The 13,340-nt window shown below is 59.1% G+C and carries 10 protein-coding genes; all 10 read right to left on the reverse strand.

Features of this window, described 5'->3' with window-relative positions; translation table 11 throughout:
- Nucleotides 1-42 precede the first annotated feature (42 nt).
- The 10 genes from O9H32_RS08490 to O9H32_RS08535 all read right to left on the reverse strand — a co-directional run bounded on the left by O9H32_RS08490 (nucleotide 43) and on the right by O9H32_RS08535 (nucleotide 13,340).
- Entirely contained in the window at nucleotides 43-1,452 is a 1,410-nt protein-coding gene (locus O9H32_RS08490; RefSeq protein WP_269865557.1) for an S-layer homology domain-containing protein, read from the reverse strand.
- Between the two features lie 5 nt (nucleotides 1,453-1,457).
- Nucleotides 1,458-2,798 (reverse strand): ABC transporter substrate-binding protein, encoded by a 1,341-nt coding sequence (locus O9H32_RS08495; protein ID WP_269865558.1) that lies wholly within the window; start codon nucleotides 2,796-2,798, stop codon nucleotides 1,458-1,460.
- Between the two features lie 79 nt (nucleotides 2,799-2,877).
- Entirely contained in the window at nucleotides 2,878-3,960 is a 1,083-nt protein-coding gene (locus tag O9H32_RS08500; RefSeq protein WP_269865559.1) for a hypothetical protein, read from the reverse strand.
- 62 nt (nucleotides 3,961-4,022) lie between these two features.
- Nucleotides 4,023-5,342 carry an ABC transporter substrate-binding protein gene (locus O9H32_RS08505; RefSeq protein ID WP_269865560.1) on the reverse strand — a complete coding sequence of 440 codons (1,320 nt, stop codon included), beginning with the start codon at nucleotides 5,340-5,342 and terminating at the stop codon, nucleotides 4,023-4,025.
- A gap of 167 nt (nucleotides 5,343-5,509) precedes the next feature.
- Nucleotides 5,510-6,223 carry a hypothetical protein gene (locus O9H32_RS08510; RefSeq protein WP_269865562.1) on the reverse strand — a complete coding sequence of 238 codons (714 nt, stop codon included), beginning with the start codon at nucleotides 6,221-6,223 and terminating at the stop codon, nucleotides 5,510-5,512.
- A gap of 13 nt (nucleotides 6,224-6,236) precedes the next feature.
- On the reverse strand, nucleotides 6,237-6,998 hold the full coding sequence (locus O9H32_RS08515) for a hypothetical protein (RefSeq protein WP_269865563.1): 762 nt from the start codon (nucleotides 6,996-6,998) through the stop codon (nucleotides 6,237-6,239).
- 34 nt (nucleotides 6,999-7,032) lie between these two features.
- On the reverse strand, nucleotides 7,033-7,998 hold the full coding sequence (locus O9H32_RS08520; RefSeq protein ID WP_269865564.1) for a carbohydrate ABC transporter permease: 966 nt from the start codon (nucleotides 7,996-7,998) through the stop codon (nucleotides 7,033-7,035).
- Between the two features lie 55 nt (nucleotides 7,999-8,053).
- Nucleotides 8,054-8,920 carry a carbohydrate ABC transporter permease gene (locus tag O9H32_RS08525; RefSeq protein ID WP_269865565.1) on the reverse strand — a complete coding sequence of 289 codons (867 nt, stop codon included), beginning with the start codon at nucleotides 8,918-8,920 and terminating at the stop codon, nucleotides 8,054-8,056.
- Nucleotides 8,917-11,196 carry a DUF5696 domain-containing protein gene (locus O9H32_RS08530; protein ID WP_269865566.1) on the reverse strand — a complete coding sequence of 760 codons (2,280 nt, stop codon included), beginning with the start codon at nucleotides 11,194-11,196 and terminating at the stop codon, nucleotides 8,917-8,919. The genes O9H32_RS08525 and O9H32_RS08530 overlap by 4 nt, the downstream gene beginning before the upstream one ends.
- The gene (locus O9H32_RS08535) at nucleotides 11,193-13,340 is read right to left on the reverse strand and encodes a YIP1 family protein (protein ID WP_269865567.1); all 2,148 of its coding nucleotides are present in this window, start codon (nucleotides 13,338-13,340) and stop codon (nucleotides 11,193-11,195) included. Before O9H32_RS08535 ends, O9H32_RS08530 begins: the two co-directional genes overlap by 4 nt.

Consider the following 13,340-nt stretch of genomic DNA (forward strand, 5'->3'; position numbering starts at 1 on the left):
CCTATCCTGATTGCCCGTCTGGTTTGTACGGGCAGCAGGGACTTATTTGCTCTGAAGCGCCCACAGGAAGCTCGCCTCAAAAATTTTCCACGCGTCGTTCGTCGTTTTGCCGGACATGCCTGCAGCCATGTAGAAGAACACAGTCCGGGCCGGAACGGTCTCGCCCTTCATATTCTTCGAGCCTTTCTCATAAGTGTAGATGGCCGCTTTCTTCTCATCACCGGCAACGGTCGCAATGACCGTCGCGCTCTTGCCCGGCACGCCATAGTCAATCCGGCCGTCCTCGGTGTACACGTCGAGGGATCCGGTTACGCCCGCAGCGATCGGATGGCTGGCATCCTTGATCGTAATCTTCTTGACCTTCTCCACACTGCTGTTCTCCGAAGTGGAGGACATGCCGAGATCGCCCATCGCAATAGCTTTATTGTAGATGACGGGGATCTCCAGCGTTTTCATATGATCCAGGTTTTCTTTGACATACTTGGAGTTCGTCGTTTCGCTGATGAAGATCAGATCGAAGCCCTTGATGCGCTCCGGGGACAGGCGGCGGTCGATCAGGTAACTGACCACGAAGCCTTGGGCCTTCAGCCGGTCCCCGATGATGACATCCTCAGCGGCTTTCTCACGGCCAACGATGAGCAGTTTCTTGCCCTTCGGGGACACCGTTGCGGCCGGTTCATCGTCTTTGGACGTATCGGGTTTGTCATCCGGTTTGGCCGCAGGCTCCTCTTTGTCCTGCGTGCCGGCAGCCGGCTTCTCTGGTGCGTCCGCGCTGCCGCCGGCAAGCAGGTTCTTCGCCTCGTAGCTCGCTAGGGCCAGCATACGGCGGGTTGCAGGCGATGTTCCGTCGAAGCTGCCGCCCTCCGCGGTCATCAGCTTCTTCTCCAGAGCGAGCGCGACATACGGCTTCGCCCAGTCGGCTACCGTAGCGTCCGCCACAGGCGCCGCACTGCTCGCAGCCTCTTCGAGGCCCAGGCCGCGGATCAGGAACGCCGACAGCTCTTGTCTCGATACCGGACCGGCCGGATTATAGAGGACGCCCTCGGCATCATAGCCGTTCGTCAGGCCGGCTTTCTTCAGCGCCTCAATGTAAGGAAGCGCATACGAATTGGCCGGATCATTCGCGGAGACATCCTTGAAGGACGAGGAAGTCAGTGTCCCGTCCACCGGCAGCTTGAATATAATGGACGCCACCTTGGCGAATTGGGCGCGGTTCATTTGCACGTCCAGACCGAACGTGTCATCCGAGAGGCCGTTGAAGACGCCTTCGGAGAGCAGCGTATTGAATTTGTCTTTCTGATCCTTCGGCAGGCCGGCGAGATCCTTGAAATCATCCGCCTTCTTCGCTGCCGCAATCCGCACTTCTCCCGGTGCAGCGGCCGAAGCCGCGAACGGCAGGAGGGTCATCCACACGAGCGCTAGGGACAAGAATGTCATTAGGGTTTTCTTCATTGAGTTCACCTTCCTGGACTGGATTTAGAAGCTTTCATCTCCTGAATGTTCTTGGTGGACTGTTCCTCGATCATGCGCACCGCAGTGACGGAATCCTTCGATTCCTTGAAGATCAGCGGAGCGAATACGTTCTGCAGCGGCACATCGTACCACAGCAGGCCCTGTGCCCGGGCAGCCGGCGGCATCGCGTTGCGGCTTGCGAAGACGGCGCCCGTATTGCGGCCCCGCATCTGCGGCAGGTTCTGCCCGAAGGCCTCCTGCACCGTGCGGCTCTGCAGCGGACCGATCACGCCCTCCCGGGACAGCTCGGTCTGATGCTCCTCCGACAGCAGAGAGGCCATGACCTGGAACGCCAGATCTTTTTGGGCCGACTGCTTCGTAATGAACATCGAATACAGATTCGGCTGGTAAGAGGTATTCGGCACATCAGCGAACGACGGGACGGAGACGATGTCAAAGTTCAGGTTCTTGTTCTGCTCGTGAAAGAGCGCGAGACGGTCGATGGTAGCTACAGCCATCGCGATGTTGCCTTCGGGGAACTTCTCCACGGTATCGAACTGGTTGGCGGGAATCTCATAGAACCGCCTCAGGTTGTCGGCAGCTTTGACCCACCCCGGATCCCGCATGTCCGCCTTGTCCTCCGTCTCGCTGAGGGGCGAGAGCGAGAGTTGGTTGTAGTTCAGATAATGTCCGGGATTCTGGGAGTAGCCCTTATACGTGATCTCGCCTTCCACCCGTGTCAGCTTCTTGGCCAACTCGTAGAACTCGTCGTAGGTCATCCCGTTCTTCGGATAGTCGACCCCGAACTTGTCGAAGATATCCTTGTTGTAGAAGAGGACGAAATCGCTGTTCTGATAAGGAAGCCCGTACAGCTGCCCTTCCGGCGAGATGCTTCGGAGCTGGGCCATATAGGCCGGATTCAGGGCGCCCGTATCGAAGTTGTACTTCTTGACGAGCGGGCTGATGTCGTACTGCAGGTCGTTCGCAATGAGATACCGGTAGGCATTCATCCGCGTGTTATCCATGATGATGTCGGGAATCGTGCCGGCGGCAATCAGATCCTTGTACTGCCTGCCGGGATTATCCCAATGCACGTGCTTCACCTTGATATCAGGGAACTTCTTGCGGATCCAGGCCCCGATCTGTTTCTCGAAAATCTCTTCTTTGGCATAGAAGGCCGGCCAGACGGTGTAGATGAACAGCTCGTTCTCCGCCGTGGCTTTCTCCGCCGTGCCCGAATCTTTGGTCTTCACGGCTTCCGGCTGAGTTCCGGCCGGAGCATCCGTGCAGCCGCACAGGAGGGCAAGCACGATGGCTGCCGAGCAGGCTCCCGTCAGCTTGGGCATGGATCTCTTCCCCCTCTCTGCCAGGTCCCCGGGCGGCCGTGGAACGGTACCCGGGGATGGCATGGATTGTGGGCCGGGACTAGCCGTTCTGCAGCGTCCAGAGCACCAGGTTATCGAGCAGCTTCCAGCTGGCGTCCGTCGAATTCTCGTGCATGCCGTTGCTCCAGTAGTAGAAGGAGACTCTCGCCTTGGTCGTATACCCGTTGTCCGCCTTCGTGCCCTTGTCGTAGTAATAGAGGGCGGCCTTCTTCTTGTCGCCCGGCACCGTCGCGATGATCTTCGCTTCCTTGCCCGGCACCCCGTAGCTCACGCCGAATTTGTCCCCGGCCTCTTTGAACACGTCGATCGTACCGGACAGGCCTCCGGCTACCTTATGCTTAGGGTCAACGATCTCAATGGACTTTGAGTTCATCGCCGTCGTGTTCTCTTCCACGGAAGAGAGCCCAAGGTAGTACATGCCGTGGTTCTTCACATATACAGTAGGAATGGCGACCTCTTTCATGAAGCCGTCCTTGAGGTACTTGGAATTCGTGGTCTGGCTGACGTAGATGAGATCATATCCCTTCACCTCATTGGCCGTCACATCGCGGTCCTCGATATTCGTTACGACAAAGCCGAGATTCTTCAGCCGCTGGGCTACCGCAACGTCCTCCGCCGGATTGCGTTCCCGGCCGACGAAGAGCACCTTCTTGCCCTTGGCCGAAATCTCAGGGGCCTGGGCTGGGGCCGGCTCCGCTGCAGGAGCTGCGGGCGCAGCCGCCTTCGGCGTCTCCGCCGGTTTCGCTGCAGGCTGGGCCGCCGGCTTGCTCTCGGCCTTCGGCGCTTCCGCCGGCTTCGCCTCGGGCTTGCTCTCGGCCTTCGGCGCTTCCGCCGGCTTCGCCTCGGGCTTGCTCTCCGCCTTCGGCGCTTCCGCCGGCTTCGCCTCAGGCTTGCTCTCCGCCTTCGGCGCCTCTGCCGGCTTCGCCTCCGGCTGGCTCTCCGCCTTCGGCGTCTGCTCCGTCTTGCCGGCATCGGTCGCCGGCGTGCTCCCCTCGGCCGGCGGCTTCACCGCTTCTGCGGCTGGCTGGGCCGACTCCGCAGGCTTCGTGCTGCCGCCGTCCGAGCAGGCGGCCAGCGTCAGAGCTAAGATTACGACAGTCAGCCAGGCAATCACTCGCTTCACGCAATTCAGCTCCTTTGCACTGCTATAATTTCACTTCTTATCCACCGTTCTTATCCCCGTTCTTATTTCGCGGCTTTCTCCGTCTGGATGCCCTTGGTCGTCTGCTCCTCGATCATCCGCAGGGCGGTGGCCGAATCCTTCGATTCGCCGAAGATCAGCGGGGAGAATACGTTATGCACCGGCACATCGACATAGGTGAGCCCGTTCGCACGGGCGGCCGGCGGCATCGCATTCTTGCTTGCGAAGATCGCTTTCGTGTTCTTGCCCTGCATCTGCGGCAGGTTTTTGCCGAACGCATCCTGCACCGCTTTGCTCTCCAGCGGACCGATCATGCCTTCCTTCGCGAACTCGATCTGCATCTCTTCGGACAGCAGGTAGGAGATCACTTGGAACGCCTGATCCTTTTTGGTGGACTGCTTCGTGATGTAGGCCGAGTACATGTTGGGCTGCGCTTTGGTCTGCGGCGCATCCGGGAACGACGGCATGGAGGCAATGTCAAAGTTCAGGTTCTTGTTCTGCTCGTGCCACTGGATGATCTTCTCGGATACGTGTACGGACATCGCCATCTTGCCTTTCGGGAAGTCATCGACCGAGGTGAACTGGTTCGCCGGAATTTCGTAGAAGCGCCGCAGGTTATCGACGACTTTCTTCCAGCCGTCCGTGCTCAGCTCCGCCTTGTCTTCGGTCAGGCTGAGCGGGGAGAGCGACATCTGGTTGTAGTTCATGTAGAGCCCGGGGTGCTGCTGGTACCCCTTGTACGTATTCTCTCCCTCTACGCGGGTCAGCTTCTTGGCAAGCTCGTAGACCTCGTCATAGGTCATCCCGTCCTTCGGATAGTCGACCCCGAATTTGTCGAAGATGTCTTTGTTATAGAAGAGGACAAAATCGCTGAGCTGGAACGGCAGACCGTAAATATGCCCTTCCGGTGTCACATTCTTCATCTGTGCGAAAGCCGCCTGGTTCAATTTGCTCGTATCGAAGTTGTATTTCTTGATAAGCTCCGACATGTCGTACTGCAGGTCATTCTTCATAATGTAGCGCTGCAGGTTCATCCGGGCATTATCGATAATAATGTCGGGAATCGTACCGGCGGCGATCAGGTCCTTATACTGCCGGCCGGGATTGTCCCAGTGTACGTGCTTGAACTTAAGGTCCGGGAATTTCTTCTTGAGATGCTGGCCGATCTGCTTCTCGAAGTTCTCTTCCTTGGCATAGAAAGCAGGATACACGGTATAAATGAAAATTTCATTATCCGGCGCTTTCTCTCCCTTGCTGGCCTCCGGAGCCTTCTCGCTGGCCGCAGGTGCATCGGTACAACCGGCTGCGACGGACATCGTCAATGCGAGCGCCGATGCGGCGGCAATCCACTTTTTCTTGTTCATGCCTGAACGGAACCTCCTTTTTTGCGTTTCGGTGCTATGGCTGTGTCATGTCTACTTGGTAACCGCTTACTTGTTCTACTTTAGTATGAAAAGACGGACGGGACATTAGGGGGGCAGTTCGACTTTATAGGTTATTCGGCGCATCATAGGAGGCGAGCTTCAAAAGCTTACTGCTTCGATCCGGTCGCCCACTCCACGGCGGCGTCGAACAGCTTCCAGCCCTCCTCCGTCTGGTTGATCTCCTCCCCGTTGAACAGGTAGAAGAGGATCTCGCGGGCGGCCGCCTGCTGTCCGCTGGCCTTCGTCGCCCCCTTCTCGTAGGCGAAGATCGCCGCATTCTGCTCCTCGCCGGGGACGGTGGCTATCACGACCGCGTCTTCTCCCGGCGTCGCATACCCCATTTTTCCGTTGTCCTTGTAGACGTCAACCTTGCCCGAGAGCCCGGCCGCCAGCGGATGCGCGCTGTCCTTGATCTCCAGCGTCTTCGCCGCATTGCTCCCTTCCAGATGCCCGTAAGCTTCCTCGTCGGACAGACCGATCTGGGGGGCCGCTTGGACCTCCGCATAGATGACGGGTACAGGAAGCGTAATGAATTTGTCTTGAATTTTGCCTGAATTCACGGATTCGCTGACATAGATGAGTCCATACCCTTTGGCGGATTCGGTGGTCACCTCTTTATCCGCCACGATGGTAACTTCCATCCCGTGCTTCTCCCGCAGCCGTTTGGCGAGGATTGCATCCCCTCCGCCGTCCCTGCCGACGAGCAGCGCCTTCTTCGCTTGGTTCTGCGGGGCGGCTGCCGGAGCAGCCCCTTCCTGCGTGCAGGCTGAAGAGAGCAGCAGCGCACCGGCCAAAGCCATCAAACCCATCATCCGTTTCATGGTATTTACCTCCTTATGGTTGGGGTTGCTGAGCAGCCCACACGAGGGCCGTGTCGAGCAGCTTCCAGCCCTCCTCCGTCTGGTTCGCCTCTTCGCCGGTCGGCAGATAGAAGAACACACGGCGCCCGGGCAGAGGCTCGCCGCTCGCGGCCTTCGCCCCCTTCTCATAAGAGAAGACAAGCGCCTTCAACTCATCACCGGGAGCCGCCGCAATGATAGACGCTTCCTTACCCGGCTGGGCATACCCCATCCGGCCGGAGGCCGAGTACACGGCCGGCTCCCCTGTAAGACCGGCCGCCAGGGGGTGCTTCGGCGCCAGAATGCGGGCCTTCGTCTCCCCGGTCAACTGGCCGGAGCTCAGAGGCTGCGCCAATCCGGAGGCTTCGGCCAGCTGGGGCTTGGCATAGACAATCCCTGCAGCCACCTGCTTCAGACTGTTGTCCACCCGCGAGGCATTGACCGAATCGCTGACATACACCACGCTGTAGCCCTTGGCCGCCTCCGCCTTGAATTCATTCTCGGACATATCCATGACCAGGTAGCCGAGCTTCTCCAGATGGGCGATCAGCACGGGATCGCCGCTGCCCTCCTTCTTCTTGAGGAGGAGCAGCTTCTTCGCCTGCCCCGGCGCCGCATCCTGCCCGGTCCCTGAGCCCGCCGGTCCCTCTGCCTGCCCGGAGCAGGCGGACAGGGATACAGCCAGCATGACCGTCAGCAGCACAGCGGTCAGTACCTGCCGCAGAACAGGCGGCAGCCATCCAATCGAACGCTTCATGCTTCTCTCCTTTCTGCGGTGTCCGTAGTGTCCTTTATTCCACCAGCCCGGTCCGCTCCACGCCTTCGATGAACCACCGCTGCGTGAACAAGTAGAGCAGCATCGGGGGAATGATCATCAGGAAGGTTGTCGCCATACGGATCGCTTCGTCCGTGACCGACGGGCCGTACACCTCGGCCTGCTGGCGGAGCGCCGAGGCAATCCTCGAGATCCCCATGGAGAGCGGTGCGGTTTCGATATCGGACAAATACATGCTCGGCAGATAGAAGTCATTCCAGGTCCATACGAACGAGAACAGGAAGACGACGAGGATCGCGGGTCTGGCGAGCGGCATCATCACTTTATAAAAGATTTTGAATACGCCCGCCCCGTCGATCCGTGCCGCTTCCTCCAGCTCCTTCGGCTGGGTAGAGAAGAACTGCCGGTAGATGATCACGAAGAGCGCGCCCTTGAGCCCGAGGCCGAAGAACGCCGGCACGATGATCGGGTAGATCGTATTGAGCATCCCGAGCTCTCTGGCATAAATGATATTGGGCAGAATCGTTACCTGCATCGGGACGATGAAGGTCAGCAGCAGGCAGCCGAAGAGCAGCCGCTTGAACGGCACCTTCAGCCTGGCAAAGGCATAGCCGGTCACGGCGCAGGAGATCGTCTGCAGTACGGCAACAGACAGGGACAGGGTCAGTGAAATCCCCAGCGCCTTCGGGTACTTAAGCCATACCCAGGCTTCCTGCAGATTGCCGAGATAGAGCGTGTTCGGGAACCACTTCACCGACGGGTCCAGCAGGTCGCCGGAGTTCTTCAGCATGGTAGCCAGCATATGGAACACCGGCTTCAGATAGATATAAGCGGCGTCGAGCAGGATCAGATAGATGAAGCATTTGAACAGCAGCCCCTTGTCCGCCTCTCTGCCGATGATCTTCCAGCGGACTCTTTCCAGCCACAGCGGAAGCTCGCTGCGCTTCCTCGGCACCATTTTGTTCAGCTTGGTATTCAGCATGCCGCCCCTCCTTCCAATCGTTCTGATTCACTTTGTTATTCGTATCGCCTTGAGGTCATCTCGCAGCGCTCTGCGACTTGGTCGCCAGATGGAACACATAGAAGATGAGAGCCAGGAACACGCTGATGATCGCAAAGTAGATCCAGATGAGCGCGCTGTACTGTCCGTACTCGCTCTCCCGCACCCGCTGCAGAATGGGATTGGTCGGGAAAGTGAAGAGGTCGACCACGGTATAGATCATGTTCAGGAAGATGAACGGCGTCATGGCCGGCAGCGTGATCTTCCAGAATGTCTCCCACGGCCCCGCCCCGTCAATCCGGGCCGCCTCGTAAGCCGAATTCGAGATCGTCTGGCGCCCTCCGAGGAAGATCAGGATCTGGACGCCGGAGTACCACAGGATGAGCACGAACGAATTCAGAATGGAGATCAGCGGCGAGGACCAGGTCGGGGACAGGTACGCGCCGATAATGCCGGTGACGTTGTATTTGGCCATGAAGCCCAGTTCCCCTTCGCCCTGCATCAGGAATTCCTTGACCACCTCGCCTGTCGCGAGAATGACCGGCAGGAAGAAGATGGCCCGGAACAAGGTGCGGCCGGCAAAAGGCTGGTTGAGCATCATGGCGATAAGCAGAGCGAAGATGACGATGATCGGGATCATGAACAGGGCCTGCCGCAGGAACGGCAGCAGGTCATTGTACAGGATGCTTCCGTTCTCGAAGAGAATGGTCCGGTAGTGGGTCCACCCGATGAACTCCGTCGTCGTGCTCGACGCCGTAATCGTCACGTTCTGGAAGCTCATGAACAGGGAGTAGCCGATCGGAAATGCCATGAAGACCAGGAAGCCGATCAGCCAGGGGGCGATGAAGAGCGTGCCCTCGAGATACTCCGTCAAGGATGTGTTCAGTCTCAGCTTCTTTCTCAAGGTTCCCCTCCTCCTCCCCCGATAGCGGCAAAGTCCTGTGCGGGCACCGAGTAATCGGCGGTCCGGTAAGGCTCCCGGTTGTAATTCACGACAATCTTCCTGCCGCCGGCATAGGTCGTCTCCTTCACGCCGGGCGCCAGCGTCCGGTGGTTCGTGATGAACCGGTTCTGTACAGGTCCGAGCGCTTCGTTGTACCGCTTATACTGCTCGGCGGCCGCATCCTCCCATGCCGGGAAATACGTGTTGTAATACCGGATGCCGTAAGCATTCACGAAATCCTTGGTCTGCGCCTGGGTGAAGATGAACGAGGGCTCCGCGCCGTACTCGATATCGCGGAGGAAGTCGTTCACGTCTTCCTGCCGGTTGTTCACATACTCCGAAGAATAGGAGATGAGGCCGTGCAGCGTGATCTGCGCGAAAGGCACGCTCTCATCCGTGAACAGATCGTAAGAGTGGTCGTAGACCAGCTTGCGGATGTGGTCCAGATAAGGCAATGCGTAGAAATTCGACTGGCTTCCTATGACCCCGCCGAGCGAATCTTTTACCTTGCCGAGCACCCGTTCTTGCACATCGCGGGCCTCGTCGCGGGGTGCCCCGTAGCCCGTATTGTAGTCGCTGTACAGGCGCTGTCCGATCCCGTTCACGGCCAGTCCGCTCACCCCCAGCTCCTGATAGGCCGGAAGCGCTTCCTGCATACTCTTCTCGGCGAATTTGTCACTGACGGCCGGTACCTTCTCCCCGTTGTAGAGCATCCCGAGCGTCAGATTGCGGCCGGCGAGGTTGACCTTGGCATGGAACTTGTCGTCGTATCCGCTGCCTCCCGTATTGTTGGCCGAATACTCCGTATCCAGATAGACCGGATAGCCGTATCCGCGCGCCTTGTCGATGAAGGACTTCATCCCGGCGCTGCCGCCGATCCGCGAGTCTGCCGGGAGCGAACGGCCGAAGGAGCTGTAGCCCCCCTTTTGCCACCCCATGTAAGTCAATGACAGCCGGGGAACGCCCTTCTGTGTCAAGGTATCGACCATGCGGGACGCGTCGGACGTATCCGTCAGCTTGATGTACCGGTCGCTGAGTACGCCTTCCTCCTGGTCCCCGCCGACGAGATCGACATGCATGGGAAGGTTCGCATCCTCCTCCGCACGCGGTTTCATCCCCTTCTCCTGCATGAGATACTCGCGGTACCGCTTCGCCATGCCGACATAATCGGTGCTCTCCGGACCGAGGATATAGTACCTCACCGTCCGGTCGCTTCCGAACAGTTCATCGCGGTTGTAATCGACATAGCCCCATTCGTCCGGCGAATTGCGGCTCGTGAACTGCAGGAAGCTCGCCCGGTAATTCATCTGGGCCGTTACCCAGTTGTAACCGCTGAGCACGCCTGCGGGGGCTGCCACGATGCTGGCATACTCCTCTCCCTCATGCAGCACGGCCAGGAACCCCCTGCTGCCGGTTTTCATCCCGAACACCGGCATGATGATCTTGTTGCGGTTGCTGCCTAGCCCGGCGAACGTCTGGTCCTGCCCATAGACGCTCTCGTCGTAGATCTTGTTGACGTTGGTTCCATTGTTCTTGTACCGGATCAGGGCCCCTGCCCCGTCAGGGATGAACATGTAACCGTCCTGGCCTGCAGAGTACTCCGCTCCGAGGAACGGATACAGGCGGACCCAGATCAAGCCCATCTTCGTCTCCTGAATGCCGTCGCGGGGGATCCGCGTCTGGATATAATCGCCTTGGAGCGTCACCTCGACGGGAATCCGGAAGCCTGTAGCCGGAAGCTCATACACCAGGGAGAATCCGTTCGGGATCTCCTTGACTTCCTTGGCCTGGCCCCCTTCTGCCGCCAGATTCGTCTCTTTGGCCTGTACGTTGCTCTTCGAAAAGTCGACATACTGCACCATCAAGGGAGACGCAAGATGCTTCTTCCAGTTCTCGGAGATCGTCTCCTGCGCCCAGAAGCTCGGCTCGGGGTAGGAGCGGTAGAGGCTTCCCGAACGTTTGTCCTCGATGATAAAATGTCCCGTCTGCGGATCAAGCTTCAGCTTCAGAGTATCGGACTCGGCCACCTGCTTGAAGTCCTTCTCCTCCGGCAGCCGGGCCGGCACGGCGGAGGCCGGGGCATCCGAGCCCCCCTGCTCCGGCGCGCCCAGCGCCGTACGGTCGCCCGCAGCCGACTTGAACTCCACGGGCACGCGGAAGGCTCCGTAGATCAGGGCGGCGGCGAGAAGGACCGCGATGATGATGCGGGTTGTACTGGGAATGCGGAACCTGCTCATCGGTTAACCACCTCCTGGAGCATCTCACGGATTAAGGAAAGCAGATCGCTGGTCAGACCGCCCGTGACGAACAGCATGACGCCGATCACGAGCATGGTGCACAGCGTAAGTACGATGTTGATGACCGTCTCGCTGACACTGTAGTTGTGGATGAACTGCACCTTCCAGAACAGGAGCAGCCCGGTCCACAGCGTCATGCCGGTGAGCACCATGGAATAGACGGACGCCTCGGACAGCGTCATGCCGTTCGACAGCAGGGCAAGCGGCACGCCGACCACGATATACGGAACGAAGACATAAGAGCTGCCGATCACGATGTCGCGGAAGCGTCCTTCACCGCGGTAGATGGAGCTCACCAGATGGTTCGAGAGGACCCATGCAGCCCATACGATGAAGCATTGCAGGAACAGGGTGTACACATCCACCATGCGGGTCATATTGAAGGCGAAGCCGGTCACGGACTCCTTGAACACCAGCGCGAGGTAGACCGCAGCGAGCAGGACGAGCGCACTCGCATACGTGCCTTTGCCTTCATACCTTACGGCCGTAAAGCCGTCCACCGGATGCTTCAGGATGTAGAAGGTGTGCTTCAGGCTCCGGAGGAAGGAACTGCGCGGCTCCGGCCTGCGGCTCCAGCGGACCCGGAAGGCCGAGCCAGCCGTCCAGCGGCCTGCCGCCAGGAAGAGCACGCTGCCGAATACCGTCACGCTCGCGATCCACGAGAAATTGCTCTGGAACCAGAGCATCCGGATCTGCCAGAACGATTCGGAATAGCCTTCCCGGTCCCCGGCCTCCTTGAAGAGCGCCTGGGCCTTCGGGTAATCCTCCTTATGGAAGGCGGCCTTGGCCAGGCCCAGGATCGCGGGGGTGAACTGCGCGTTCATCCGCAGTACATCCCCCCACGGCTTCTCGCTGCCGTTGTAATTCCCGGCCAAGGTCAGCTGGTTGGCATCATCGACCTTCTGGCCGAACTCCGAGAGCCGGAACACCTGGACGATATTCTCCTGGTCGTCCAGAACGAACAGCTCGCTGCGCGAGTTGACATCCAGCGCCGCCGGGCTCTTGAGCAGTCCGACCTGCGAGGAGCCTGCGGCCGACGGGCCCCCCCAGAAGTACAACAGGTTCCCGGCATAATCATAATGAGAGATATACTTGAACTGCTGGTCGACTACAATCATATTGCCGCTGCGGTCCACCGCCACATCGATCAGCTGCGGGGTTGGAGGTCCCTGCGCTGTCGTGGACGCGGCCGCAGCAGCAGCGGCTGCGGCATCTCCCGGCCTCGATTCGCCGAAAGACTTCACCGAGCTCCGCAGCAGATTGGCTCCCTTCGTGTTCAGCTTCTTGAGCTGGTCACTCTTGGTCATTCCCCCGGTAACAGTATAAATATAGCCGTTCGGGTCCGTCGCTACGCTGTTGATCGTCTCCGGCTTTTTGGCGATCTCGTTCGCATACATCTGCTTGGTATAGAGCATCTTCTTGAGCGCGTCGAGCGGGGAGAGAGCCGTCCGGTTGGCGCCGAAGAAGCCCTGGAATTTGCCGCGGGAGTCGAGCAGTACCAGCCCTTCATACCCCCCATGCACCGCAATATACAGGAACCCGCGTTCGTCGACCATGACCTTGGCCGGGTCGTAGGTGAACGTCTCGGAGATGAAGCGGGAATCCGGCCGCCCGAATTCCTGCAGCAGCTTGCCGTCCGGTCCCAGCTTCACAACCCGTTTGTTCCCCGTATCCGCTATGTAGATCTCACCGCTGGCTGTCACGAAGACCCCTTCGGGCTTCTGCAGCGGGCTCCCCGGCAGGGTCAGGTAGCGGATCAGCTTCCCCTGCTCCGTCATATGAACGATCCGGTTATTGCCCGTATCGGCAATATAGACCTCGTTCTTCGTATCGATAAAAATATCCTTCGGATTCCGCATCGGCGAAGCGACCCTTGCAGCGCTCCCGCTGCCCTCCGGAGCCGTCAGGTCTCCCCCGAGGACGCCCATCGGATAATAGGCGGGCTGCAGCCAGATCAGATTGCCATAGCTGTCCTTCGTAAATGTGGGATACTTCACTTCTGCCTGTACGGCCCCCGGCATCAGCGCGGTGCACAGGATCATAAGGGCCGCGAAGAGCATCCGCCAGCTGCCTATACTTCTCAT

It is taken from the genome of Paenibacillus caseinilyticus, assembly GCF_027533645.1.
Taxonomy (GTDB): domain Bacteria; phylum Bacillota; class Bacilli; order Paenibacillales; family NBRC-103111; genus Paenibacillus_G; species Paenibacillus_G caseinilyticus.

Excerpts from the sequence above, each read along its gene's own strand:
- O9H32_RS08535 (WP_269865567.1), bottom strand. The coding sequence starts at position 13,340 with ATGAGAAGTATAGGCAGCTGGCGGATGCTCTTCGCGGCCCTTATGATC.
- O9H32_RS08490 (WP_269865557.1), bottom strand. The coding sequence starts at position 1,452 with ATGAAGAAAACCCTAATGACATTCTTGTCCCTAGCGCTCGTGTGGATG.
- O9H32_RS08515 (WP_269865563.1), bottom strand. The coding sequence starts at position 6,998 with ATGAAGCGTTCGATTGGATGGCTGCCGCCTGTTCTGCGGCAGGTACTG.
- O9H32_RS08505 (WP_269865560.1), bottom strand. The coding sequence starts at position 5,342 with ATGAACAAGAAAAAGTGGATTGCCGCCGCATCGGCGCTCGCATTGACG.
- O9H32_RS08520 (WP_269865564.1), bottom strand. The coding sequence starts at position 7,998 with ATGCTGAATACCAAGCTGAACAAAATGGTGCCGAGGAAGCGCAGCGAG.
- O9H32_RS08510 (WP_269865562.1), bottom strand. The coding sequence starts at position 6,223 with ATGAAACGGATGATGGGTTTGATGGCTTTGGCCGGTGCGCTGCTGCTC.
- O9H32_RS08530 (WP_269865566.1), bottom strand. The coding sequence starts at position 11,196 with ATGAGCAGGTTCCGCATTCCCAGTACAACCCGCATCATCATCGCGGTC.
- O9H32_RS08495 (WP_269865558.1), bottom strand. The coding sequence starts at position 2,798 with ATGCCCAAGCTGACGGGAGCCTGCTCGGCAGCCATCGTGCTTGCCCTC.